Source organism: Streptomyces sp. SCL15-4, assembly GCF_033366695.1.
Lineage (GTDB): Bacteria > Actinomycetota > Actinomycetes > Streptomycetales > Streptomycetaceae > Streptomyces.
Genome location: NZ_JAOBTQ010000001.1, coordinates 1,335,516 through 1,360,622 on the forward strand (window position 1 = coordinate 1,335,516; position 25,107 = coordinate 1,360,622).

General features: G+C 74.4%; 21 protein-coding genes. 1 reads left to right on the plus strand and 20 read right to left on the minus strand.

The features are described from left to right. Nucleotides 1-12: 12 nt before the first annotated feature. Nucleotides 13-681 carry a hypothetical protein gene (locus SCK26_RS05475; protein WP_318200118.1) on the plus strand — a complete coding sequence of 223 codons (669 nt, stop codon included), beginning with the start codon at nucleotides 13-15 and terminating at the stop codon, nucleotides 679-681. Between the two features lie 338 nt (nucleotides 682-1,019). On the opposite strand, the gene SCK26_RS05480 is transcribed toward SCK26_RS05475, so the two are convergent. The 20 genes from SCK26_RS05480 to SCK26_RS05575 are packed head-to-tail and all read right to left on the minus strand — an operon-like array spanning nucleotide 1,020 to nucleotide 25,050. Continuing rightward, the gene (locus SCK26_RS05480) at nucleotides 1,020-3,167 is read right to left on the minus strand and encodes an ATP-binding protein (RefSeq protein ID WP_318200119.1); all 2,148 of its coding nucleotides are present in this window, start codon (nucleotides 3,165-3,167) and stop codon (nucleotides 1,020-1,022) included. A gap of 5 nt (nucleotides 3,168-3,172) precedes the next feature. Next, complete coding sequence (locus SCK26_RS05485; RefSeq protein ID WP_318200120.1) at nucleotides 3,173-4,900, minus strand: hypothetical protein; 1,728 nt, start codon at nucleotides 4,898-4,900, stop codon at nucleotides 3,173-3,175. After that, the gene (locus tag SCK26_RS05490) at nucleotides 4,897-5,433 is read right to left on the minus strand and encodes a hypothetical protein (RefSeq protein ID WP_318200121.1); all 537 of its coding nucleotides are present in this window, start codon (nucleotides 5,431-5,433) and stop codon (nucleotides 4,897-4,899) included. The genes SCK26_RS05485 and SCK26_RS05490 overlap by 4 nt, the downstream gene beginning before the upstream one ends. Before the next feature lie 2 nt (nucleotides 5,434-5,435). Beyond that, nucleotides 5,436-6,569, minus strand: a complete 1,134-nt coding sequence (locus tag SCK26_RS05495; RefSeq protein WP_318200122.1) for a hypothetical protein — start codon at nucleotides 6,567-6,569, stop codon at nucleotides 5,436-5,438. Further along, the gene (locus SCK26_RS05500; protein ID WP_318200123.1) at nucleotides 6,566-8,557 is read right to left on the minus strand and encodes a hypothetical protein; all 1,992 of its coding nucleotides are present in this window, start codon (nucleotides 8,555-8,557) and stop codon (nucleotides 6,566-6,568) included. Before SCK26_RS05500 ends, SCK26_RS05495 begins: the two co-directional genes overlap by 4 nt. Before the next feature lie 2 nt (nucleotides 8,558-8,559). After that, nucleotides 8,560-9,810, minus strand: a complete 1,251-nt coding sequence (locus tag SCK26_RS05505) for a hypothetical protein (RefSeq protein WP_318200124.1) — start codon at nucleotides 9,808-9,810, stop codon at nucleotides 8,560-8,562. 11 nt (nucleotides 9,811-9,821) lie between these two features. Then, nucleotides 9,822-11,795 carry a phage tail protein gene (locus SCK26_RS05510; protein WP_318200125.1) on the minus strand — a complete coding sequence of 658 codons (1,974 nt, stop codon included), beginning with the start codon at nucleotides 11,793-11,795 and terminating at the stop codon, nucleotides 9,822-9,824. Continuing rightward, nucleotides 11,792-13,831, minus strand: a complete 2,040-nt coding sequence (locus SCK26_RS05515) for a putative baseplate assembly protein (protein ID WP_318200126.1) — start codon at nucleotides 13,829-13,831, stop codon at nucleotides 11,792-11,794. Before SCK26_RS05515 ends, SCK26_RS05510 begins: the two co-directional genes overlap by 4 nt. Then, nucleotides 13,828-15,768 carry a putative baseplate assembly protein gene (locus SCK26_RS05520; protein WP_318200127.1) on the minus strand — a complete coding sequence of 647 codons (1,941 nt, stop codon included), beginning with the start codon at nucleotides 15,766-15,768 and terminating at the stop codon, nucleotides 13,828-13,830. The genes SCK26_RS05515 and SCK26_RS05520 overlap by 4 nt, the downstream gene beginning before the upstream one ends. Further along, nucleotides 15,765-16,187, minus strand: coding sequence for a GPW/gp25 family protein (locus tag SCK26_RS05525; protein ID WP_318200128.1), 423 nt, complete (start codon nucleotides 16,185-16,187; stop codon nucleotides 15,765-15,767). The genes SCK26_RS05520 and SCK26_RS05525 overlap by 4 nt, the downstream gene beginning before the upstream one ends. Further along, the gene (locus SCK26_RS05530; RefSeq protein ID WP_318200129.1) at nucleotides 16,184-16,885 is read right to left on the minus strand and encodes a phage baseplate assembly protein V; all 702 of its coding nucleotides are present in this window, start codon (nucleotides 16,883-16,885) and stop codon (nucleotides 16,184-16,186) included. Before SCK26_RS05530 ends, SCK26_RS05525 begins: the two co-directional genes overlap by 4 nt. Continuing rightward, the gene (locus SCK26_RS05535) at nucleotides 16,882-18,063 is read right to left on the minus strand and encodes a type IV secretion protein Rhs (RefSeq protein ID WP_318200130.1); all 1,182 of its coding nucleotides are present in this window, start codon (nucleotides 18,061-18,063) and stop codon (nucleotides 16,882-16,884) included. The genes SCK26_RS05530 and SCK26_RS05535 overlap by 4 nt, the downstream gene beginning before the upstream one ends. A gap of 10 nt (nucleotides 18,064-18,073) precedes the next feature. After that, nucleotides 18,074-18,745, minus strand: a complete 672-nt coding sequence (locus SCK26_RS05540) for a CIS tube protein (RefSeq protein ID WP_318200131.1) — start codon at nucleotides 18,743-18,745, stop codon at nucleotides 18,074-18,076. Then, complete coding sequence (locus tag SCK26_RS05545; RefSeq protein ID WP_318200132.1) at nucleotides 18,742-18,927, minus strand: putative phage tail protein; 186 nt, start codon at nucleotides 18,925-18,927, stop codon at nucleotides 18,742-18,744. Before SCK26_RS05545 ends, SCK26_RS05540 begins: the two co-directional genes overlap by 4 nt. A 5-nt stretch (nucleotides 18,928-18,932) precedes the next feature. Continuing rightward, on the minus strand, nucleotides 18,933-19,451 hold the full coding sequence (locus SCK26_RS05550; protein WP_318200133.1) for a phage tail protein: 519 nt from the start codon (nucleotides 19,449-19,451) through the stop codon (nucleotides 18,933-18,935). Further along, nucleotides 19,448-20,971, minus strand: a complete 1,524-nt coding sequence (locus tag SCK26_RS05555) for a phage tail sheath family protein (RefSeq protein WP_318200134.1) — start codon at nucleotides 20,969-20,971, stop codon at nucleotides 19,448-19,450. Before SCK26_RS05555 ends, SCK26_RS05550 begins: the two co-directional genes overlap by 4 nt. Nucleotide 20,972: 1 nt before the next feature. After that, complete coding sequence (locus tag SCK26_RS05560; protein ID WP_318200135.1) at nucleotides 20,973-21,428, minus strand: phage tail protein; 456 nt, start codon at nucleotides 21,426-21,428, stop codon at nucleotides 20,973-20,975. Nucleotides 21,429-21,469: 41 nt separating this feature from the next. Beyond that, on the minus strand, nucleotides 21,470-23,734 hold the full coding sequence (locus SCK26_RS05565; protein ID WP_318200136.1) for a phage tail sheath C-terminal domain-containing protein: 2,265 nt from the start codon (nucleotides 23,732-23,734) through the stop codon (nucleotides 21,470-21,472). Between the two features lie 12 nt (nucleotides 23,735-23,746). After that, entirely contained in the window at nucleotides 23,747-24,475 is a 729-nt protein-coding gene (locus SCK26_RS05570) for a carboxypeptidase-like regulatory domain-containing protein (protein ID WP_318200137.1), read from the minus strand. Next, nucleotides 24,472-25,050, minus strand: coding sequence for a DUF4255 domain-containing protein (locus SCK26_RS05575; protein WP_318200138.1), 579 nt, complete (start codon nucleotides 25,048-25,050; stop codon nucleotides 24,472-24,474). The genes SCK26_RS05570 and SCK26_RS05575 overlap by 4 nt, the downstream gene beginning before the upstream one ends. Nucleotides 25,051-25,107 lie beyond the last annotated feature (57 nt).

Here is a 25,107-nt window from a genome sequence, read left to right on the forward strand (position 1 = left end):
AGAAGGAAGCGGATGGATCCCGCGATCGCCGGAGCGATCTCCCTCAAGGTCGGACACCCGGAACCGTTCGAAGACGAAGAACTCGGCAACATCATGACTCTAGGGGTTCCTCATGCCCGCGGCATCTCCGGGCTCGAGCGCTGTTCGTCCCTGCAGGTCCTGGTTCTTGTGGGCTACGGCGCCGGTGAACTCCCCGACCTCGGCAGGTTCCCCGATTTGTCCAGCCTCAAGGTCTCCGACAGCGACCTCCGCGATATCGGGTCGGTCCACGAAGCGTCCGCGCTGCTCTCACTGAACCTGGAACGCAGCCTCGTCTCGGATGTTTCTCCCGCACTCGAGTGCGCCGGACTGCGCTGGATCGACGTCACAGGGAACCCGCTGTCGGACGTGTCGTACCGGGAGGTACTGCCTGAACTGCGCGCGAGGGGCGTAGACGTGCGGGCCTCACAGGAGCGCGAGTGGTCACTCACGCGGGCGCTGCACGAGGCAGGCCTTCCGTTCGCCTATTACCTGCACGGCGACCGGCACCGCTTGTCCCGTCCCGGCCTGACCCGCACCGGCAGCCCGGAGGGAGGACACATCGGCATCCCTCCCGACGAACTGGAGCATCTGCTGGCGACCAGCCCCGAGGACATCGAGCCCCTTTTCGACGACCCGAACCGGACACCGGGTCACCTCTGAAACCACCGGGTGAGTGAGAGGTGCTCACCGGCCAGGGGTGTCCTTCTGCCTTGGTTTCATGGACCGCACCAGCACGGGCGGTACGGCCCCGGTCGCCCGCGTCATGGCCTCCGCCACGGCCGCGTTACCGGCCTGGTCATGAGCGACCGCAAGCACCGCTCCTTCGTGGATCAGCGGCTTCGCGTGCACGGACCGGGCCGTCGCCGCGTTGCTCACCGGCTCAGTCACCGGAGCCGGTGTCTGGCGCGTCGGTGGCGTCGTTTCCTGGGGTCTGGCCGGCGGGGTCGGTGCCACCAGGCGGTGCGGTGAGAGCGGGCGTTCGGTGGGCAGCATCGGGGTCACTCCCGGGACGTGTCGAGCAGATGGGCGTGGGGGCCCAGTTCGGTCGGGCGGAGCAGACGGGCCTCGCGCTGGAACTGGCGGGCGACTCCGCGTACGACGTGCCACATGGCGATCGTGTCGCCGTCGCCGTCCGCCGCGGCCAGCGCGGCCGTGCGGGCCGCCGCCGTGATGGCGGCGCCGGTCATGTCCAGGCGGGCCAGCGCGTCCAGGTCCACGTCCGCGGCGAGCGGGGCCTGCTCGGGGAAGGCGAGGCGCCACAGCCTGCGCCGCTCGGCCACGCCCGGGCGCGGGAAGTGGACGACGAAGTGGAAGCGCCGGGTGAACGCCGGGTCGATGTTGTCCTTGAGGTTGCTGGTGAGGATCACCAGGCCGTCGCTGGCCTCCAGGCGCTGGAGCAGATAGCCGACCTCCATGTTGGCGTACCGGTCGGTGCCGTGCTTGACCTCGCCGCGCTTGCCGAACAGGGCGTCGGCCTCGTCGAAGAGCAGCACCGCGTGGCTCTCCTCGGCCTGGCGGAAGGCGGTCTCCATGTTCTTCTCCGTCTCCCCCACCCACTTGGAGACGACCTGGGCGAGGTCCACCTTGAGCAGTTCCAGGCCGAGCATGCCGGTGACGATCTCGGCGGACAGGGTCTTGCCGGTGCCCGGTTCCCCGGTGAACAGCGCCTTGACCCCGCCGTGCGCCGAGCGGCGGGCGAAGCCCCAGGTCTCGGCGATCCGGGGCCAGGCGCGGAAGGCCGAGACGATCTCCAGGACCTGGTGGAACTGGGCGTCGGGCAGGACCAGGTCGTCCACGGTGCGCCGGGGCGTGATCGCCTGCACGGCGCTTCCGCCGCGCCCGCGGGTGACGGTGGCGATGGCGGGTTCGACATGGTCGGCGACCGGTTCGGGACGCCCGTTGCCCGCCAGGCGGGCCCCCGCGTCCGCGACCGACGCCACGGCGCGCAGCTCGCCGCCGCTCATGCGGTACCGGACGGCGAGGTCCTCCAGGAGGGTGCCGTTCAGGTCCGGCAGCGCCGCCGACCACATCGCCCGCCGGTCGGTGAACTTCGCCACCGGAACGGTGAGTTCCGCGTAGGCGCGCGCGGCGAGCAGGGCTGCCGGACGCCACGGCTTCAGGCCGGTGAGGCACACCGGCGCGCGGGAGCGCAGCAGCGCGGCGGCGATGATGCCGAGGTGGCTCTGCCGCTGCGGCTCGTCGTGCGGGTCGTCGGTGGGGATCCACAGCACCGCGCCCAGCGCGGCGGCCGTGCGCAGTTCGGCCTCGGGGTCGCCGGTGAGGGTCCGCAGCGGCGCGCCGGCCGCTCGGGCCAGGGCCTGTACGGCATCGAGCTGGTCGTCGGACGGGCAGCCCCACAGCCCGGCCAGGTCGATGTCGCCCGCGCCCAGCGCCTCGCCCAGACGGGTGAGCCGCCGCGAGGCCAGGTGCGGGGGCGGCACCTGTGGTTCCGGCCGGACGACCTCGCCGGGGTCGTGACCGAGCAGTCCGGCGTCCGTGCCCCAGCCCAGCAGGAAGTCCAGCACGCCTGGGCCCAGGAAGAGTTCCTGGGCCAGCCCGACCGCGGCTTCGCCGTGCGGACGCAGCAGTCCGTACCGGCGCAGCGGCCCGGCCGGCCCGAGCGAGCGGCGCAGGGCGAGGCGGGCGGCCGGGCCCGGCGGCTCGGCCGCTTCTCGCGCTCCTTCGCGGCCGGCTTCGCTCGCCGCCGCCACCGTGACCAGCAGTTCCACGCTCGGCATCCGGCGGTTGAGGTTGTCCACGATGTAGGCGTAGATCCGCTCGTAGCCGCGGTCCAGTTCGGGCGCGGCCACCAGCAGCAGCGCGTCCTGTTCGGCGCGGGACAGGCCGAACCGGGTGGCGAGCGCGTCCAGCGGGAGGGTCCGGCCCTCGGCCGACGCGCGCCGCCTCAGCTCGCGTTCGCCGTCCGGCTCGGGCCGTCGGGGGGTGTACGGGGCCGCCATCGCGTCGGTGAAGGCGTGCACCTCGCCGAGCAGCACGTCGACCTGTTCGTCGGTGACGCAGTACGGCGTGAGGTCCGGCCGGGTCAGCCGGGCCGCGATCCGTGCCTGCCGTTCGACGGCGGCGCGCAGCGCCCGGTGGACGTCCGCGAGGCGGATCCGCAGGTGTTCCAGCGCCGGTTCGCCCATCTGGCTCAGCCTCCCGAGAAGGTCAGGGTCCGGCCGTCCAGCCAGGCCACGTCGGGCACGTCGGCGAGCAGCCGGCCGCGCAGCAGGTCCGCGTGGCGCCGCCCCATCGGAACGCGCACCCGGACGGCGCCGGCATCGAACCGGACGATGGCCTCCAGGTCGGCGAAGCGGGTCAGGGCCGACAGCGGATCGGGGGTCTCGCGGTCGCGCCAGAGCGTCCAGGCCACGGTGGCCAGGCCCAGGGCCGCGGCGAGGGTGACGGAGCGTTCCAGTGCGCCGTCCCGGGCGAGTGGTACCGCTCGCCGCTCGGTCACCAGAGCGGTGACCAGGTCAGCGAACCGCTCGGCGTGGCCCGGCAGTCCGGTGGCGAGGCGCGGGTCCGCCAGCCGTCGTGCCGTGCCGGTCCACAGGGGCGTACGCCAGGGCAGCCGGGTGACGGGGTCGGCGCGCAGGGGTCGTACGGCGGTGAGGAACGGCACGCCCGCCGAGTCCAGTTCGCGCAGCGAGCCGGAGGGAAGGCCGCCTCCGCAGACCAGTACGGGAGGCCGTCCGCACGCCTGCCAGTGCGGGAGCAGCGCCGCGGGGTCCGCCGCCCAGGCGACCGGGAACATGCCCTGGGCGTCGGCCAGGAGGAGTCCGTCGTCGGTCCCGGTGAGCAGGAGCGGGTCGGCGGGGTCGTGGCCGCGGCACACCGAGAGCGCCAGGACGCCGTCGAGCACCGGGAGCGCGGGCCGTACCGTGTGCGCGAACGCGGTCAGCCGCTCCTCCGGGACGGGCGGTTCGAGCCCGGCGAAGGCGGCGGCCGTCTCGCGGTCCGCTTCGTCCCGGCGCCAGCCGCGCGCGGTCACGCCCAGCACCTTGTACGCGAGGGCCGCGGCGAACAGCGGTGCCTGGTCGGCGAGTTCGGCACCGGCCAGCGCGGGTGCGATCGCGTCGAGGTATCCGATGCGGGCCAGTGGTCCGGCGAGCAGGAACGGCAGCACGGACCGTACGCGCACCTCTTCGGCGGCACGGGCCGCGACGGCGCCCGGCGCCGCTCGCGGATGCGGTGTCCCGGCCGTCCGGTCGTCCCCGGCCTGCCGGCCGTGCTCGCGCCCCGGGGACCGCGCCGGCCGGGCCGCCTCGTCGTGCTGCGCCGAGGTCGCGTACGCGGCGGGGAGCCCGGGCAGTGACCCGGCCGGGCCGTCCTGGCGGGCGCGCCGGGCGAGTTCCGCGAGGAGCCGGGCGGCCACCGCGTCGTCGTCGCCGAGCAGGGCGAGCGCGTACACCTGGAGCGATTCGCCGGGCAACAGCGCGAGGAGCGCGTCCAGTTCGCCGCGCTCGGCGAGTTCGCCGAAGAGCGCGGCGGCCGAGGGCGCGTCCCGGACGGCCGCCTCGGCGAAGGACTCCTCGAACGACGGGACGTCCGCGGGCGCTTCGCCGGGGACCTCGGCCGTCACGACCGGCGCGAAGCGGACCTCGGCGGGCACGGGGGGCCGGCCGGGCGCCCCGGTGCCGCCCAGCCGGACGGTGACGGTCACCGGTTCGGTGATCTCCACGTCCGGGCCGTCGCCGGCCAGTTGCTCGGCGAAGTGGTCCGCCAGCAGCTCCGGAAGCGTGTCGACCACGTGCCGCACCAGGCCGCGCGGGTCCGGCCCCCAGCTCCACCCACCGCGCCGGGTCACGGTCACCGTGCACCGGTGGACGGTGATCTCACCGGCCTCGCCGACGGCCGGTGCGGGGGGCGTGCTCACGTCACGTTCGCCTCCTCCAGCAGGCCCGCCCAGCCGGCCGCCAGCACCAGGACGCCGTGCTTGCCGCCGGCGTCGAGGCTCAGCGGCAGTGTCACCCGGGTCTGCTGGGCGGGCAGTTCCCCGGCGAGCACATGGGTGTCCTGGTCGGCGGAGACCAGCGCGACCACCTTGGCGGGCCTGGCCGGCGCGACCTGCACGGTGATGGTGAGCCCGTTCGGCGTCAGCGCGACACCGGCGCCGCCGGTCCAGGTGGCCAGGCGCGTCAGCGTGGGTCCGGGCCTGCCCTCGGGGTTCAGTTCGACTCCGAAGGCCAGAGGGTCGACGAGGGCCGCCGGCTCGTCGTCCACCACCGCCACGGCGAGGTTCCCGGCGTTCAGCGGCAGCGTCGCGACGCGGCCCTGGCCGACGGAGACGCGCATCGGCAGCGCGCGTCCGACGAGCGCGGCTACGTCGGCCGGCGCGCCGGCGCCGGTCAGGGCCAGCGCGCCCACCACATGGCCGGTGCCGGCCGTGTACACCACGGTGAGAGCCATCGTCAGCCACCTCCGTTCGTCGCCACGACCGTCGCCAGGACGAGGAAGTCGACGGCCCCGGGCCGTTCGACGACCTTGGCCGTGGCGATGTCGCACGCACGCGTCCGGCACCTGACCCGCCGGTCGCCGTCCACGGCGGCCTCCACGGCGCCGACCAGCGTGGATCGGGTGTCGGTCGGCGGTATGCGCGCGGTGAGGTGCACATGAATCACGACCCGGCCGTCGGCGATCTGTTCCGGGGTGATGCCGGACGGCAGCGGGAGCAGCATTCCGTCGGTGGCCGTCCCGGATGCCACCAGGGTGCTGCCGACCGGCATCCGGCCGCTGAAGCTGCCCTCGATGGCGAGGTTGCCGTTGGCCGCGAGGGTCATCAGCGGGGCGACCGTGCCGCTGCCCTGGTACAGGCCGAAGACCAGGCTCGGCCGGTCTCCTCCGGACAGCACGAGGGCGGGCTCGCCCTCCTGGGCGGCCGGGCCGGTGCGCAGGGTCAGCGCGCCCGAGGAGGCCGAGACGGTGTCCGCGCGGACGCCGGCGAAGCGCACCCCGACTCCGCGCGCCTTGGTCTCCACCCCGCTGAAGTGGCCGTCCGTCCAGCGGACGTAGCCGAGCAGGACGAGCCAGCGGACGGGCGGATCGGCCGGCGGGGTGCCGGTCGCGGGCGGGCGCTGCTCGTCGGCCAGCCGCTCGTCGCCGAGGCGCCCGAAGAGGATCTGGTACGACTCCTCCACGCGCGTCGGGGTCGCGCCGCCGGCGCACGAGAGGGGCCCGGGTACCCGGGCGGGCTCCCGGTCGGCCGCGGTGAGGAAGACCGGGTAGGGCTCGTCCGTCGGCTGGTCCGCCCCGTTGACCTCCTCGAAGTCGCTCTCGCGCAGCACGACCGGCTCGGTGAGGACCACCTCGCGGCCGGTGCCGTCGACCGCGATGCCCGGTGCCACGCTCACCTCGGTGTAGCGGGCGTTGGTGAGCGGGTCGGTGCGGCCGCCGGTGACCAGGCCGAGCCCCTCGGCGATGCCCCAGTCGTGCAGATGACGCGCGTGCCGGGTGGCCGTGCCGCGCGCGTACTCGACCGTGGCCGACAGGTCCGCGGCGGCCAGGACCTGGCCCTCGTGGAAGGCGGGGCGCAGCGGGCCCGTCATGGTGTCTCCCCGGACTTCGGGCTGCGGGAGGGGCGGGTGCGCTTGGCCGGCGGCTTGGCGGGCCCTTCCTGGGCCGGCGACTCGCCGGACGGCTCGCCGGCGCCGCCCTCCAGCTGCGCGAGGCGGGACCCGAGGTCCTCCGGAAGCCGCTCGCTGAGCCGGCCGACCTGTGCCTGCGCGCTGCCCAGCCGGGCGCCGAGGCCGGACACGGCCGCCGTCAGCTCGGCCACCCGGGTGCGCAGTGCGGCCAGCTCCTGGATGCTGTCGGTGACTTCACTGGGTGTGGTGTAGACCTGTTCGTGCAGTGCCTTGGGCGGTGTCTCGCCGGGTGCCGGGGTGAGCAGCAGGGACACCATCTCCTCCAGGTCACCGGTGCGCGGCCAGTCGCCGAGCAGACCCTCCGCGTAGGGACGCGCGATGTCGCCCTGCGGCGGGAGCGCCGGCTGCCCGGCACGCGGGCGGGGGGCGGCGCACACCCGCTCGGCCAGTTCGCGAAGCCGGTAGAGCTTGGGCAGCCACTCGCCGTACGCCCCTCCGCCCGGCAGCACCTGCTCGCGCGTCCCGGAGCACACCCGTACGACGTCGCAGCCGTCCAGCTCCAGCCGGGCGAGGAGCACGTCGGTGTCGGTGCAGTCGCCGCACGGCGGGTTGAGTGTGGCGCACGCCGCGTCGGTCAGGAAGCGGCGCAGCGCGAGCGTGAGTGCGCCCGCCGCCTCGGCGATCTGCTGTGCCTCGGCGATGGTCGCCCTCTCCACGCTGTCCGGCGGCGGGGCCGGCAGCGGCGGCGGTACGTCGACGGCGGCGACCTCCGCGCGCAGCCGGCAGTCACCGGTCTCGCCGGCCTGGTCCAGGCGGGCGAGCAGCCACTGCCTGATCAGGCCGAGGTCCGCGCGGAACGCCACCCGCAGCGCATGGCTCAGCGGTGTTCCCTGGGCCACCATGCGCACTTCCAGCGGCGCGTCCGCGTCGTCCCGGCCGGGCACCACCCGGGCCGCGGTCTCGGTGACGACCGCTCCGGCGAGGGCGCGGTGCAGCGGGTCCGGCCAGGCCGCTTCCGCGTCGGCTTCGCGGAGCCGGCCGCAGGCCGTGCCCAGGACGCCGCGGGCCTCCTGGACGGTGGCGAGGTCCGGGTACTGCGCCTTGAGCCGCTCTTGTCCGGCGGCGTCGTAGGTGTCGTAGCGGGCCACGCCGGCGGCGAGCGCGCGGACGTGCTCGGTCATCTCGCGGGCGGCCGGCGGTGGCGGCGGCCCCTCGCCGTCCGCGTTGCGGCGCAGCCAGGCCAGGGAGGCGGCGTACCGCCCGGCGTCGGCCGCGTCGAAGCGGAACGTCCGGCCGGTGCCGGCCGAGGCGGTGGACAGCGCGTCGCGGTAGTACTCCAGGCGCCGGTCCCGGGTGCGGGCGCGGTCGGCCCGGGCCAGATCGCCGATGCTCGCGAGCAGCCGGGTGCCGGGGTTGTGGCGGTGGTCCTCGAAGTCGTCGCACTTCACGACGAAGCGGAACCCCTCCTGTATCCGGGAGGGCACGCAGCCCGGCGAGGGGCAGGGCTCCTCGGTGGCGTACGGCGCCACCGGTTCGACGGGCGTCTCGTGGTAGCGCACATAGAGGCCGTAGCGGCGGCCGCCCTCGTCGTCGCAGTCCTCCCCGCAGTCCACACCGAGGGCGCTGATCCGCTGCTCCCGCACCATGGCCCGTACGTCGACCTGTTCGGTGCAGGGCACCACGATGTCGTTGCCCGCGCAGTCGAGCGCGTGTCCGGGGTGGACCGCCACGGTGCCGCCGCCGCAAGGAGCGCAGGTGACGCCGAGGCCGCAGACGACCCCCGGTCCGTACAGCGACCGGTTGTGCAGCCTGCCCTTCGCGGTCATGTAGTCCACCAGCAGGCCGAGGTCGTCCTCGGTGAGCAGCTGGCCCGCGAAGAAGCGCGGCCGTACGAAGGCGGAGGTCCGGGTGGCGTCACCCCCGCAGCCGCATCCGCAGTCTGTTCGCATGATCAGCGCTCCTTAACGAAGAACCAGCTCTCGAAGACGTCCCCGCCCGCCCCGGTTCCGGACGTCCAGGGACCGATGCCGGACGGCGGCAGTCCGCAGCCCGCGCGCGCCGCCGCCGGCGTGTCCGTACCGGTGCCGATGGCCGGTACGCGTCCGCCGACGTGGGTGCCGTCGACCGGCCGGCAGCAGCGGTCCAGGAGGAAGGCCGCGCGGACGGTGATCAGCACGCGGTCGCCGTCCTGGAGCGTCTCGCGCGTGGTCTGGCGGTAGCGGAACTCCTCGGTGAACTCGCCGCAGGCGGCGTCGGGTTCGGTGAAGGTGCCGCCCATGTACCAGGTGGAGGCGTTGCGGCCGCTGCCGCCCTCGACGACCTGGAGCTCCACCACGCCCGGTCGCAGCGAGTCGGTGCGCACGCCCGCGGAGAACCGCACCAGGAGCCCGCCGTCCTCGTCCTGGGTGCCGAGGAGGGCCTTGGCCTCGTCGATGGTGTAGGTGTGACCGTGAATCCAGTTGACACCGGTGATGACCGTGGGCAGGTGGCGGCCGAACGGGCGGCGCACGTTCATGTGGATCTGGTCCCGGCGCACCGGCCGGTGCGCGTCCGCGCGGTCGATCCTGGCCAGCCAGAGCGTGGTGTGCGCGCCGCGGGAGCAGCAGGTGTCGCAGCGCTCGTCCACCGGCGGCTCGCAGCCGGTGACGACCACCTTGTGGCACTCCTCCGTCCAGCCGAACTCGCAGTCGGCGGTGTCCGCGCACGCGTCGTTGTAGACGGCGCGGGTGGGCTCGACGGGCCGCTCGGCGTAACGGATGCCGATCCAGACCGTGTCGGTGTCGCGCTCACCGGGGGGCAGCGCCTTCCACAGGTCGATGTCGCAACCGCCCCGCACCACGACCTCGTTGCCGTCGCAGTCCACGGCGAGACCGGAGGTGAGGCGCACTTTGGCCCGGTGCCGGCCGTGCTCGGCCGCGGTGTGCTCATCGGTGTGCTCATCGGTCACGGCCGTCCCGCCGGCCTCCGTGTGCCCGTCGTCGCCGTCCGCGCAGTCGTCGTGCCCCGGCACCGGTTCCACGAACAGGCCGCACACCACGCCGTAGCCGAGCAGGCAGCGCATGCGCAGCCTCAGCCTCTCGCGGTAGTACTCCTGTTCCCGCTGGAAGTCCCGGGCGCCGAGCATCTGGCCGTGGAAGTACCGCAGCCTGCGCAGCGGCGGCGCGTCGAACTCCGCCGTCCCCGGTGTACCTGTCTCCGTCATCGTCCGTCCTCTCACGACACTCGCGTATGCACACCGACGGCGGAGACGACTCCCACTCCCACCCCTCGGCGCGGTCCTCTGGGGCCCGGTCCGAGCACCCCGTCGCGGTTCAGCCTCAGCGGGCTGTCGCCGCCGAGCACGGGCGGCGGCAGCGGGACGAACGCGGTGTCCACGCCGACCGTGGACCGGGAGCCGACCACGAAGCCGGTGCCGCCGGTCCGTACCGATGCCACCGTGTGCGCGGGCGCCTGGCGCTCCACCAGCCGTCGCAGCGCCCGGGTGTCCGCCGGCCCGGCGGGCAGCAGCACCCGGAACCGGTGCGCGTGCGCGGTCAGCGGATCGCTGTCGGGCGCCCCGAACGCGCGCAGCGGCGCGGCGCCCAGTGCCGAGCCGCCGACCCGGAAGCGGCTCGCCGAGCGCCCGAACAGCCGTACCGAGCCGAGTCCTTGGGCGTGCGCCGGCGGCGCGCACCCGACGGCCGCGCGCAGTTGTGCCCAGCGGCGGTCCCCGGCCAGCTCGTCGATGACCGGGGTGACCCCGAAGACGATGCGCACCGCTTCCCGCAGCGCCCAGGGCGTGCCGCGGCGCCGGTACAGCTCCGGCGCCGCGGCGAGCAGCGCGCGCCGGGTCCGCGCGTCCCAGCCCGCCTCGAACGACAGGCCGAGCAGTCCGGCGAGCCACGGCAGCACCCGGTCCGGTACGCCGGCCGGGTCGAGGAGCGCCGGATACCGTTCGACGACCCGGTCGACCTCGGCGAGCGTGGCGTCGAACAGCGAGAGGAAGCGCTCGGTGAAGTCGTCGGCCGCGGGGTCCTGGCGGAAGGCGGGCGGCAGCAGGTCGGCGCTGGTGACCCGGGGGAAGTCCAGCCGGATGCGGCGCACGACCGGCGTAGCGCCGCCGTCGCCCGTGAGGCGCAGCCGCAGCCGCAGGAAGCGGCCGGGCGGCTGGTCGACGAGGAAGTCGGTGATCCCGGGGGCCGGTGTCTGCCAGTCGCTCTGCTCGTAGCGGCCGTCCTCGGTCACCACGATCCCGACGCCGACCGAGGTGCCGGCGGGCACCTCGGCGTCGACGCGCACCCGGTGCCAGCGGCAGCGCGACTCACCGCTGTCGATCAGGGTGGTGAGGTACGAGCCGCCGGTCAGGTAGGTGTCGGTGCGCGGTGGCACGGGGTCCCGGGGCAGGCCCTGCCAGGTGTGGCAGTGGATCTCGGGCCCGTCGGGGCCCTTCTCGTCCAGGCGGAACCCGTCCTCGTCCGCCGAGGTGAGCGCGGACGGCGTCAGCGCTCCGGCCAGTTCGTCCAGGGTGGCGGTGCGAAAGGGCCGGCCGTGCCCGCCCCGGTGGACGCGCAGCCGGGTGCCGTCGTCGGCGAGCAGCCAGACCGTCCGGTCGTCCCCGACGCGCAGCCCGACGACCTCGCCCCGCACCCCGGTGCGCAGCACCCCTTTCCGGCCGCCCGCCGAGTCGAACCGGCGCAGGTCCGTACTGCCCCGCGTGGCGACCAGTACCTCGTCGCCGGGCCCCAGGGCGGCCCGGACGGGCCGCCGCACCCGGATCACGCCGGCGAGCTGATCGCCCTCGCGGCGCCATACGAGCACCCGGTCGGACTCCACCACGGCGAGGCGGTGTCCGCGCGCGGCGACGCAGACCGGCCGGCGCAGCAGGCCGGGGTCGCAGGCGGACGGCCATACGGGGCCGAAGGCGTCGCCGCACGCGCCGCGCCGGAGCAGCCGCCGCTCCGCGGGGACCAGCAGGTACCAGCCGCACGGCCCGCAGGCCGGTGCCAGGCGCGGGTCGGGGAACCACGGCAGGAGCTGCTTCCTGGTGGGTCCTTCCGGCGCGCCGCCACGGTAGGCGAGCCGGATGCCGGCGGGTTCGTCGAACCCGACGATGCCGGCCGTGCCCGGTTCGCTTCCGTCCGGGCTCCGGTCCCAGCCGACGTAGCCGTCCAGGAGGCGGAAGGTCGCGGGGTGTGGTGTGCACGTCATGGCTGGTCTCCTACCGGGATCAGCAGCGGGCGCTCCGGCCAGACCAGGTCGTGCGGCCCGATCGCATGGTCGGTGCAGGGCGGCAGCCGCACTCCGTCGACGGTGAGCGAGAGCCGGGCGACGGCCAGCACGCCGTCGGCCGCGAGGAGGCGCCGGACCAGCGCGGTGTGCCGCAGCGCGCCGCCGAACGGCCAGCCCGCGCCGTCCTCCCCGCCGCGCAGCGGGTCCAGATAGCCGCGCACCGCGTCGCCCGCCCTGGTCAGGACCGCGGCGCGGTCGAGGTCCGGGTCGAGGGCGACCCATGCCTCGACGGCGACCGTGCGGTACCGCACGGGCGCGGCGACCACGGTGACCCCGGCCGGGGCGGCCTCGCGGGTCAGGTGGTCGGCGACGGCCCGCAGCGTGGCGGCGGTGGGAATGGGCGGCTGGGTGCCGTCCTCGCCCGGCGGCACGACGAGGACTCCCACGACGCCGGGGATCCGCGTTCCGGCGTAGTCGGGGTGCAGGCCGGGCACGCCGTGGGCGCGGGCCACGAAGGCGCCGGGTGCGCGGGTGGCCAGCAGGCCGTAGTCGGCCGGGGCCACGGCCCGGCCCCGGGCCCGCAGTTCGCCCACCCCCCGGCGCATCGCGTCGGCGTCGGGCTCGGCATCCGTGCCTCCGGAGGCCGGGAAGGGGTTGGCGACGCCGATGACGTACGGCAGAGCGGTCACCACCGTGCTGACGGCGCCCGCGCGCACGGCTCCGGCGCTGCCGCCGCCCACGCGGTAGCGAACGGCGCGGACGTTGCGGAATCCGGGCGGTACGGCCGCTCCGTGGACGCCGTCGCCGAAGGTCACCTCGCCGCTGTCGTGGTCGACGGTGAAGACCCGGTCGTCGGCGCCGTACCCGGCCAGGCTCTCCACCTCCCGCCAGCGGGAGGCGGGACCGGTCGTGGTGCCGAACACGTCGGCGCCGGGATCGTCGTCGACCTCGACGACCACGGTGCCGGCGAGGACGGGCCGCTGACTGAGGCTCATGCGGCGCCGGCCGCTCTCCCCGCTGTCCTCGATCGGCCGCAGCGGCTCGTCCCTGATGGTGCGGGCGGCCGTGGCGGCGACCATGTTCAGCCGCAGCCCCGACAGCACCGGCGCGGGCCCGCCGAAGGCGCCGTGCGCGATCCGCAGCCGCAGCCAGCGCAGCGGGGGCCTCGGCCGGGCGCCGGGCGGGCTGCCCGGCGCCCAGGAGCGCGGCACCCGCAGCTCGACGGTCCCGCTCGCCCGGAACCCGGCCGTCGAGTCGCGCACCAGCTCGGCGGGGACCAGCCGGGTGCCGTCCAGCACGTCCCAGCGCAGCAGGGGCGCGGGCGGCAGCGGCAGGGGCACCGGGCCGCCGGAGCCGGCGGGCGCGGGCGGGGCGGCGACCACCACGAAGCCCAGCGAGAGGTGCGGGTAGGGGGCGGCCGTCCCGGCGAGTCCGATCCACAGGCCGTTGCCGGGTTCCGGGTCCCGGCCGAACGGCGCGAAGGGACGGCTGGGCCCGGCCGGTCCGAGCGGCAGGGTCTCCAGCGTTCCGCCTTCCTGTACGGCGAGGGCGGCGAGGGTGGCCGGAGTGGCGTAGAGGTCCTGTTCGGTCTCGTACACCACCTGCCCGGCGGGGCCGGACGCCGCGCTCTGGAATCCGGCGGGTACCAGGACGGAGGTGCCGTCCGGCGGGTTCACGGTGAACTCCAGGAGGACGGCCGCCGCCCCGGCCGGGCGGCGTCGCACGCCGGCCTGCGCCAGGTGTTCGGCCAGCAGTTTCTCCGGCAGCCGGTTGACGCGCGTGAGGACGGGTTCGGTCTGGGTGCCGAAGAGGCGGACGAGCGCGACTCCGGCGTCCTGGCGGTCGGGGTCGGTCCAGTCCGGGGTGTAGCCCGCGATCCGGCCGCGCACCGCGGCCCGGACCGCCTCGCGGGTGGCGTCGGTCAGCTCGGGCTGGACGCCGGTCGGGCCCGGGCCGGCTACGAGCCGTCCCTCCTGGTCGCGCGCGGCCTTCTCCCACCACACGTCGCCGGTCATGCCAGCCCCTCCCCCGGTTCGACGGCGGTCACGATCCGCGTGCGGACCGCCCGCAGGACGGGTAGTTCGCCGGGCCCGAGCGGCACTTCCCGGCAGTCCTCGTCCGGGTCGGCCCCGTCCAGGCCGATCGCCACGGCGGAGACGGCCGCGAGGTCGCCGAGCGCGCGGTGCGCGGCCCGCAGCAGGGCCGAGGGGCGCAGCGGCCGGCCGAACGGCCAGCCGTCCTGGTCGTCGCCTCCGGTCAGCGGGTCGAGGAAGCGGCGCAGCGCCTCGGTGAGCCGGGCCGACACCCGGTCCCGGTCGGCGGGATCGCCCGACAGGTCGGCCCGCAGCACCACCTCGCGGTAGCGGGGCGCGCGGACGAAGATCTCGGAGGTGAGCAGCCGCGCCTGCTCCAGGTGGGCGGCGACCGCGCACAGCATGCCCGGGTCGGGGCGCGGCGCGGCCACGAAGTCCTCGCGGGCCGGGTCCGCGCGCGGCACCGCCGGTACGAGATGCACGGTCACGGCGCCGGGCACCGGGGTGCAGGGGAAGCCGGGGTGCTCGCCCAGCGAGGCGTGGGCGCGGGCGACGGCGACGCCCGGGGTGGCCAGGGCGAGGGTGGTGTAATCGGCCGCGGTGACCGCGCGGGTCACCTCGCCGAGGGAGGCGGCGGCGCGCTGCCGTGCCTCGGCGACCGTCTCCGGGTCGGCGCCGCCTTCGGCGCGCACCAGGTTGGCGGCCGTGATCGCCGCCGTGGAGTCCCCGGCCGGTACCCAGTTCGCGGTCATGCCGCCGTTTCCGTCCCGGCCGCCGCCGATCGTGTACTCGGCGCTCGCCTCCTGGCGCGGGTGCGGGATGCGGCCGGTGAGTCCGTCGCCGAACACCAGCGCGCCCTCGGTCCGGTCGAGGACGAAGACCCGGTCGGCGGGCCCGCAGAAGGTGAGGTCGGGCACGGCCCGCCACTGCTGTCCTCCGAGCCGCAGGCTCGCCTCCAGCAGGCGTTCGGCGGCCTCGGGCAGGTCGAGGTGGCGGCCGGGCAGCTTGAGCCAGGCGTCGACCTGCTCCTGGAGTTCGCCGCCGCTCGCGGTGCGCCGCCGGCGGTGGTGTGCGGCGCACACGTTGACGGCGAGCCGGAGCAGGCGCGGCGGGGCGGCGTGCGTCGCGGCCGGGGTGGACACCAGGATTCCGCTGTCCCGGGTGGTCCAGCCGGCGGGCGGGTACAGGCGCACGATCCCGGACCGTCTGAGCCCGGCCGTGCCGTCCTCGGCCTTCTCGAACGGACCCCGGGTCTCGGTCCCGGGCCGGAACCAGGACCAGGTCAGCTCGGCGGGCGGCGGTACGCCGGCGACCGACCCGGGCAGCCAGGCCGGCCCGGACGCGGCGGGCGCGTCCAGCTCGAACAGCAGGCTGAGCGGGCCGGGCGCGGGATGCGCCCCGGTGAGCGGCAGGGTGAACCGGGCTTCGGCCGCGGCCCCGTCGGCCGCCAGCAGCGGCACGCCCCGGCGGGCGCGCAGGTCCGCCGTGCGGTCGCGGCCGGTCCATACGGTGACCTCGCCGTCCTCGGCGAGCGGGAAGACGGCCACGTCGTCGTCGAGGGTGAAGACGATGCGGCCCGCCGGGTCGCGGGTGAGCGCCGTTCCGGCGGGGACGACCGGGACGGCGGTGCCGGTCCGACGGGCCGTGACGCCCAGCACGGTGGCGGCGGGCCGGGCGGGATGCGGCGGGTCCAGGCCGAGCAGGCGCAGTAGGGCGACCACGAGCGCGTCGGGCACCTGGTCGAGCCAGTACAGCCGCTGTTCGAGGAGGTAGGCGAAGAGTTCGAGGAGGGTGACACCGGGGTCGACGGGCGCGTGGAGGGTCCAGAGGCCGTCCGACTCGGCGGGGATGCGGCGGCGGACGGCCGCCAGCATGTCGGCCCAGGTGAGGTCGTCCAGCTTGGGCGCGGGCAGGGTCATGGCGTCCCTCCCGGGGAAACGGCGGAGCCGGTGAGTCCGGCGTAGAACGGGAACACGAGGTTCGCCTTGGTGTTGCTGCGCCGGACGCGGTAGACCACCGAGACGGTGATGCGCCCCTCGTCGGCCGGGTCGGCCTCGGCGCGGACCTCGTCGAGTTCCACTCTCGGCTCGTGGTCGCGGACGGCGGCGGCGATCGAGTTCTCCAGGTCGCGCAGGTTCTGCACGCTGCCGGGCGCGAACACCAGCTCATGGGCGCGGGTGCCGAGCGCGGGCCGCATGACCCGCTCGCCGGTGCCGGTGAGCAGCAGCGCCCGCAGGCAGTGCTCGATGCTCTCCTCGCCGACGGCATAGGCCAGGCGCCCGGAGGCGTCGGGCAGGATCGGGAAGCGCCAGCCGGTACCGAGGAACTCCTCGCTCATGCCGTCCTCGCCTTCTTGGCCAGTACGGCGGGGGTGAGCGGCGGGACCGGCGGGCCGGTGGGCCCGGCGGGGGACGGGTGGGTGTGGGTGTTGAACGCCTGGAGCAGCGCGTTGCCCAGCACCAGGGGCTCGGTGGCGCCGCCGCCGAGGTCGACGGAGGGCGAGTCGAGGGTCACCTTGGGCGCCTTGAGCGTGACCTCTCCCTGCGCGGTCACGGTCACGCTGCCGCCCTCGGCGGCGGTGATCCGGATCGCCTTGCCCTGGTCGTCCAGCTCCACCACGTGCCCGGCGGCCGAGGTGATCCGCACGGCGGCCCGGTCCGCCGCGTCGTCGAAGAGCACCTCGTGCCCGTGGCTGGTCCGGATCGTCTTCCGGTCGCGGCCCCCGGTACGGGCGGTCGGCGGCTTGTCCTCGCCGTTGTAGAGGCCGCCGAGCACGATCGGGTACCGCATGTCCCCGTGGACGAAGGCCACCAGGACCTCGTCGCCCTTCTCGGGCACGAACACCGAGCCGTAGCCGTTGCCCGCGTACGGCTGGCTGACGCGGATCCAGTCGGTGACCGTGACGTCGTCGAACCAGGGGAACTTCACCTTGACCCGGCCCTCGTCGTCGCCGTCGTTCTCCACGACGATCGCCGAGGCGACGCCGTAGTACCGCCTGTCGGTGCTGCGGGCCCGCGGTGTGGTCCTGATGCTCACTGGTCCCCCTGGTGGATCCGCCGTCCGGTGAACTGGGTGAAGAACCCACCGGTGTTGAGGGTGTGCTCAACGCGTTTGACGAAGTACATGCCGGAGAAGCGGCGTCCGAGGCCGTGGATCTCCAGGTTGTCGCCGGGCCGCAGCTCGGGCAGGCCGGCCACCTTGCCGGTGGCGGTGATGAACTCGTACGCCCGCTCCCGCAGCAGGCTGATCGCCAGTTCGCGGGCCTCCTGGTCGCTGCCGACCGGTGCGTCGACCAGCACCTCCTGGCGGCCTTGCAGGGTGGACTCGGCGACCTGCGGCCCGCTCTGCCCGTCGGCGGTGTTCTGCCCGGCCGGCAGGTTCTCCGCGGTCGCGGTGAACGCGATGGGCTGTTTGGTGCGGGGGTCCCAGCCGCGCACGGTGACCTTGCTGACCTGCTGGGACACGGTCAGGGTCGGGGTGAACTCCAGCAGGTTGGGGATCAGGCCCGCGGGCTGGGCGGCGGGGCCGGTGGACAGTCCCGGCGCGTAGGCCAGCCGGTACACCCGGATGGGGCGTCCGTCGCGGCCGTCGGTCGGCCGGATGAAGTGCAGCGTGTCCTCGCCGGTCCTCGGGTCCGGCAGGATGTAGCAGTCGAAGTCCAGCCGCTTGGCCCGCTCCAGCAGGAACGTGGCGTCGTCCTGGTTCTTCTGCACCACCAGGTCGTGCGTGGGCCCCTCCCGCGTGACCTCGGCCCGCAGGTGGTTGCGCTGGGCGATCTGCTCGGCGATCCGCCAGTCGGGCTGATTGCGGTAGATCTTGGTCTCGTTCTCGGTGGGCTTGCGGTCCTTCAGCCGCAGCAGCCCGTCCACTCCGCTGACCTGGACGGTGGGCGAGGCGCTGTCGGTGAACTTCGGGCTGAGCGTGGAGATGGTGCCGGTGGCGACGGTGAGCAGCTTGTCGGCGTAGCCGAGCCGCACCGAGACCCGGCCGCCGAGCCTGAAGGACGGCGAGTCGCTGTGCTTGAACCGCAGGTTGGCATCGTCCCAGTTGTTGAGGGTCAGGTCGAAGCCGGACATCTCGTCGATGTCCCGGTTCACCTTGATGTCGATGATGTCGTTCTTGGTGGACGGGTCCATCTCCAGGCCCTCGATGCGCACCTCGAACTCGGGCGCGTACCGGTCGGGCGGGGCGGCCTCGGGGGTGGGAGTGCTCATCGCGCGCTCCTCACGGCAGCCGGGGCACGGTCAGCACGCGGCCCGGCCGCAGGTCCCGTGGGTCGGTGATGCCGTTGGCGCGCGCCAGTTCCCGCCAGGCGTCGGGCCGCCGGTACAGCGCGCCGGCGATGGAGCTGAGCGTGTCGCCGCGGCGCACCACGTAGCTCTTCTCCACCGTGGGCGAGGAGCGCGGCGTGGCGGCGACCTGCACGGCGGCGGTGCGGAACTCCTTGAGCGAGAGGTCCAGCACGGCCCGCAGCGGCACGCCGTCCGGACGGAACAGCTGGTAGTTGACGTCCAGCTTCTCCACGACGCCGGTGAAGACCTCCTCGTCCCACACGAACCGCACGACGGGCGGCGCGTGTTCGCGGCTGTCCGGCCGCAGCAGGTTGCGCAGCGCGTCGACGTAGAGCTTGCGTACGTTCTCCAGGGTGTCGGAGGTGTCGACGAGCGCCTGGACGGTGAGGGTCTCCGTGCCGCCGCGCACGTACTGCAACGGCGGGGTCTCCAGTCCCGGGATGGTGATCTCGGCGAAGGTGTTGCTCTTGCTCAGCTTGTAGTCGGTGGGGTTGAACCGCAGCGGGATCCGCCGCTGCCGCTCGTCGGCGATCACCGGCCGGACGATCTCCAGGCGGGCCTGGGCCGCTCCCTGGCGGGCGAAGGACACGGGCGTCACGCTCATGACGGGCCCTCCGCGTCGCCGAAGCGGCGTTCGGCCTCGGTGTGCGCGGCGCGGGCGCAGGCGTCCTCGTACAGCTTCGACCAGGCCTGGATGTGCTTGTTGAACAGGCGGGTGAACACGGCACCGTCGTCACCGTCCACCTGGAACCGCACTTCGAGCTGGTGAATGGTCACCTTCGGCACGGCGGTCACCTCCCTCGGTTCGGTCGCGGCAAGCCGCTCGCCGCGGCGTCCTGCATGACCTTGTCCAGTCCCTCGTGGGCGATCTCCAGCGACTCCACGGCGATCGCGTTCTGCTCCGCGTGCAGATCCGGTCCCGTCCACTTGGCGGCGAGACCGCCGTGGAACGCCCATGCCGCGCCGGGCACGCCGTCCGGGCCGAGGACGATCACCGCGCCGTCCCGGCGGGCGCCCAGCGAGTCGGCGAGCCCGGCCTGGTACCAGGCCCACAGACCCGGATCGCGCACCACACCCCGCTTGAGGGTGATCCGGTTCCACGAGTGGCGCAGCGGCAGCTGGTGCACCGAGTCGTTGCGGCCGCCCTCCGGATAGCTCGTCACCTCCAGCTGCGCGCCGAGACCGGTGACCTCCTGGAAGGCACCGGAGGCGGCCAGCGGCAGCAGCAGCGCCTGCGCGGGGGGCAGATAGGCGTCGCCGGGGTCGAGGGTGACCAGGAACCGGTACTTCGGCAGCGGGTCCTCGTTCATGCCTCGATCACCTCCAGACCTCGGTCCTGGCCGAGCACCAGGCGCAGCCGGATGAACTCCATGGGGACGGCCGGGGCGACCTCGATCTCGCAGACGAGTTCTCCCGGGTCCTGCTCGGGCGGGTTGATGGTGTCGTCGCACACCACCCGGAACGCCTGCTCGGGCCGCGCCCCGGCGAGCGCCCCGGCCCGGAAGGCGGACAGCAGCACCGAGGTGACGGCCCGCACCAGCGTCAGGCGCAGCTCGGGCGAGTTGACGTCGAACACCAGCGGGCTCGCCACCCTGCGGATGGCGCGCACCAGGAGGTGTACGAGGCGGCGGTGGGCGATGTGGCGGGTGCGCGGATCGGCGGACAGGGTGCGCCCGCCCCACACCGTCAGGCCCCGCCCGCGGGTGCACCGCACCAGGTCGATGCCCGCGTCGAACAGCCGCGCCTGCTGCGGCTCGGGGAACCCGTCCGCCAGGTCGACCGCCTCCAGGATCACGGCGTTGGCGGGTGTGTGGTGCGCTCCGCGCTCGCCGTCCAGGCGGGCGATGACACCGAGGACGTGCCCGGAGGCGGGGACGGTGCGCAGCCCGTGCCGGTCGGGGACGCGCAGCGCCGGGTGGTAGACGGCGGCGCAGTCCAGGAGCCCCTCGTCGCCCGTGGCCGTGAGCGAGTCCACCCAGCCGGCCACCTCGTCCACGGAGGACAGCCGGGGCGGGACGTCCAGGACGGCCAGCCGGTCGTGCAACGGGGCGACGCTGCGCAGCAGTTCGAGCACCACGTCGGTGTGCGCGCTCCCGGACAGGTCCGTGCCGAGGTCCGGCAGCGCCACCAGCGCCGGTTCCGGGAGTTCGGCCTGCGCGGCCACGGCGTCCTCGTACGCGTCGCGGGCCGGCGCGGACTCGGTGCCGCCGGTGAGTGTCAGGTCCCAGGACGTCGAGATCGGGCCGGGCCGTCCGGGCGGCGGCGGAGGCCCGTCCGGGAGCAGCCGCACGAAGCGGGAGGCGGCCAGCCGGTCCGCCGCCTCGGCGAGCGGCAGACCGGGGAACGCCTCGGGCGGCTCGCCGGGCACGGTGACCCGTACGCTCACCGTCGGCGGTCCGGCGACCGTGCTGCTCTGGTGGCGGATGGCGACCCGCGCGCCGTTGGCCCAGGTGCCCGGGCTGGTGGCGAGCACGCGGTAGCGCGTCGTCGGGAAGTCGCTCAGCGGACCGACCGTCCACCGGGTCCACGCCGTGGTGGCCGGCCCGGACACACGGAGCACCCAGGCCGTACGGCCGCCGTTCTCGAAGAAGCCGCGCAGCGCGTACGGCGTGGCGAAGGCGCCGTCCGGCGGTTCCGCGCCGCGCGGCACGCTCACGGGGGCACCGAAGGCGCCCACGACGTCGTTCCAGCTCTCGACCCGCACCGGGACACCGACCGGTCCCCGGCGGAGCCGGCCGAGGAACGCCGCCACGTCGGTGCGCAGCGGCTCCGCCTCGGACCCGCGCGGCGCGAGCGTCAGGGACACGCCGGGAAGCGCTTCACTGGTCATGTCAGACGTCGATCTCCAGCTTCTCGACCGCGAGGACGAGCGTCTCCATGGCGATCTCGTTCTTGGTGGCGCTCAGGGTCGGGCCGGTGTACTTGGTCGGCCAGCCGCGGTCGAAGTTCCAGCGCATGGCCTCCTGGCGGTTCTCGTCGAGGAGCACGATCGAACCGGAGGTGCGCCGCACCTTGCCGTTGAGCGCCTCGACCACCCAGTTCCAGAAGCCGGCATGGCCGGTGATGCCGCGCTTGAAGGTGAGGTTGGTGTACTTCTTCAGCCCCGGGATCTTGCGGACGGTGATGTCCTCGCTGCCGTTGCGGTACTCGATCGGCGGGATCTCCAGCTCCAGGCCGCTGGCCTCGGTGAAGGACCCGCTCACCGCGACGCCGTCGTCGCTGACGTTGGTCACGATGATCTGGAAGTTGTAGGACGCGTACGGATCGTCCCTGGTCACGGGCGGCATGGCGGCCCCTCCTCGGTCCTCGGTGGTCCTCGGTCGGATGCTCAGGCGAGCTGGGTCTCGCGGGTCTTCTGCTGGATCCGGAAGATCACGAACTCGGCGGGGAAGACCGGCGCGACGCCGACGACGCAGATGAGGCGGCCGTTGGCGAGGTCGTCCTCGGTCATCGTGGTGCGGTCGCAGGCGACGAAGAACGCCTCGTCCGCGGTGGTCCCGGCGAGCGCGCCGCTGCGCCACACCGTGGTGAGGAAGTTGGTGATGGTCTGTCGGACCAGGGCCCACAGCGACTCGTCGTTGGGCTCGAAGACCACCCACTGGGTGCCCTCGTCGATCGACTCCTCCAGGAAGAGGAACAACCGCCGGACGTTGACGTACTTCCAGGAGGCGTCCGAGGAGAGCGTGCGCGCGCCCCACACCCGGTGGCCGAGGCCCGGGAAGAAGCGCAGCGCGTTGATCCCCTGGGGGTTCAGCAGGTCCTGGTGGCGCCGGGTGATGTCCTGGGCGAATCCGTCGGCCTGCCGGATGCCCCGGACGACCACGTTGGCGGGTGCCTTGTGCACGCCGCGCTCCACGTCCACCCGGGCGTAGACGCCGGCCATGTGGCCCGACGGCGGAACCTCGACATCGCGGCCGGCCGACGGGTCGCGGGTGACCAGCCACGGGTAGTACAGCGCCGCGTATTTGGTGTCGAACGGCTCGCGGAACGCCTTGATCCCCTCGATGTCGAGGCCGTCGCGCGGGTCGAGGATCGCGAACCGGTCCTTGAGCAGTTCGCAGTGGGTGACCAGGCTCGATTCGACCGTGCCGGACCACATGCCGGGCACCGCGCAGACCGCGACCTCGTCGATGTCCTCCAGTGCGACGATCCCCGTGCGCCGCCCGCTGCCGCCGTCGGTGCCGACGAAGTCGCCCACGCTCAGGGACTCGTACGCGTCGTCACCGTCCGCCAGTGTCAGCCAGGAACCGATCGCGGGCACCGGGAACCTGGCCGGGTCGGTGGACATGCCCGGCAGCGCGGTGGCCCGGACCAGCCGCGACCGGGCGGCCAAGGCGGTCACCAGGTTGGACGGCGTGTCGCCGGTGAGCCGAAGGCCCGGGAAGGTCTCGGTGACGGTGGCGCCGCCGGGGTCGGTGAACCGGGTGCTGACCTCGGCCTCGATCAGATGGATCCGGTCGGTCTCGAAGAACGTCCCCGGTACGTCGCGGTCGAAGGTGACGGCGTCGCCGGCGGCCGTCCGGACGGTCACGGCGGTCAGCGCGGTGCCGTCGTCGAGTTGGACGACCGCTCCCTCGTACAGCCTGCTCGCGCCGCCGATCCTGAGCGTCCGGCCCGCCGCGAGGTTGCCCCGTCGCACCCGGCGCACGGTGAGCCCGGCCTCCCACGCCGGGTGGCTGGTGCCCGCCGGGAGGGTCAGGGTGAGCTTGCCGTCCGCGGGCCGGCCCACCTCGGCCTTGTACCGGTCGGGGCCGATCTGGGCCCAGACGTCGGCGGGCAGGTCGTCCGGGTCGAGCCCGGGCCCCGCGGCCACCTCGACCGTCCCGCTGTCGGCGGCCGCGTCCGCGACGAGCCGGGTGACGAACAGCGGGCCTTCCTGCGGGTCGGGCAGCACCGGCAGCGCGGCGCCGACCAGCGGCTGCACCCGCACCTGGACGCCTGTGCCCCAGGCGCCGGGGCTGTTCGCCGACAGCCGCAGTGTCTGCTCGGTGCCGCGCTCCCCGACCTGGACGTAGTCGCCCCGGGCCGTCCTGACCTCGGCGGGCAGGGCGGCGCCCAGCGTGATGCGGCGCTTGGCCATGTCGTAGCCGGAGACCGTGGTGGTGTGGACGGCCTGCTGGTCGTCGCCGCGGAAGATCTGGATCTGCTGTCCGACGCCGGTGAAGCCGACCAGGTGGCCCAGTTGCAGGCTGGTCGCGCCGCGCGCGGCATCGGTGGCGATCGGGCTCACCAGGCCCTGGCCGAGAACGCCCGAGGCGGGCGTCGCCTGTGCGGCGGCGACCCGTTTGACGTACAGACGCCGGCCGCCGTTGTCGAAGAATCCCTTGACGGCCAGCGGGAACAGCCACCAGCGGCCGCCTTCGGAGGGGTTGTCCGCCCACGCGTCCCGCACGGCCGCCTCCGGCTCGGGCAGGAAGCCGCCGAAGGTGTTCTGGAACTCCAGGAAGTTCGTCACCAGTTTGGGTTTGCCGGTGTACGGCCCGCGAGCGGTGACCCCGACCATCCCGGCGGTGCTGGTGCTCACCCCCGCGATCGGCCGCGGCCCCGCGTCGATCTCCTCGATATAGACCCCGGGGCTCAGATACTCGGCCATGGCATGGGCTCCTCACTGCTCACGGATCTCGATGACGTGCTGCCGCTCCGTGTCCCGGGGCAGGTGCACCATGAGCGACCCGGTCCGGCCCGGCCGCTCGGTGGCCTCGAGGCGGAACGTCTCCTCGACCGCGTGCTCGGCGGCTCTCTCGCCCTCCCAGCGCAGGGCGAGCCGGAAGGCTCCCCGGGCGTCGGTGAGCGTGCGTTCGTGCCACGGTGTCAGGTCCTGGCCGGTCCGCCCCCGGGCCTCGACGAGCGCGTTCGCGACCGGCGTCCGGCCGGCGGCGTCGACCACGACGCCGTGGACGGTGCGCGTACCCGGCGGGTACGGGAAGGAGACCGCCGGCAGCAGCCGGACCAGCCGCGGCGAGACCTCGGCGGCGGGCGGATGGGTGTCGTCGTACGGGTGGACCGGGAACTCGACGCCCGAGAGGCCGGCCGAGAACGGCTGGCCGTCGGCCGGGTACAGCGGCTGGTAGCCGGCGGCCGCGAAGCGGGCCCGGTGGCGCTCCGGCCGGGCCGCCCACGGTTCCGCCCGCCTGCCGAGCCCGGGGAAGACGAGGGCTCCGCCGGGTGTGCGCACGACCGCGTCGTCCAGCGGCAGCCAGCCGTCGGCCTCGTCGAACCGTTCGAGGCGGACGTCCACGCCCGCGGCCCGCACCCGCCGTGCGTAGTCGTCGTACGGCACCAGCCAGACGGGGCTGTAGAGCGTCGACCGGGCGAGGGGCAGGAAGGCGCTCATGGCATCGCCGTCCCCTCCACGGTCCGGCTCCGCACCGGCCGCACCGCCGTCTCCACGGCGGAGTCCAGGTTGACGACGCGGACCTCGTAGTTCAGTGAGAGCCGGTACGGCTTCTGGATCGCGTACCAGACCCAGGACTTCTGGTCGAGGGCCAGCGGTGTCAGCGTGAGGTGCAGCGAGTCGACGCTGCCGGCCAGGCCGCCGGAGAGCTGCGCGCCGTCCAGGATCGCGTCGTCGTAGAAGGTCTGCAGAGCGCGTCCGAGCATCCGGTGCTGGGTCGCCTGGTCGCCACCCCAGGGAGTGATCAGGTACCGCAGCAGCAGGGCCATCGGCGGTTTGCGGCTGGTCGGCGGTTCGGGCGGCTGGGAGCGCACCGGCGGCCGGTTGCGCGAGGTGGGGTCCTCGGCGATCTCGTAGAGGAACACGGTGAGTTTCGGGGGCGGTGTCTGCACCGTCTCGGACAGGTCGTTCAGTTCCGCGATCGGCGGTTCCACCTGGCTGAGCCCGCGCAGGGCCCGCGTCAGCGTGCTCACGACGACCGACGAGACATCGGCGATCACACCGAAGTCACCCATGCGGCACCCCCCTTGGCCCGGCCGTGCCCGACCGTGTGCCGCAACGATGCCGACTCC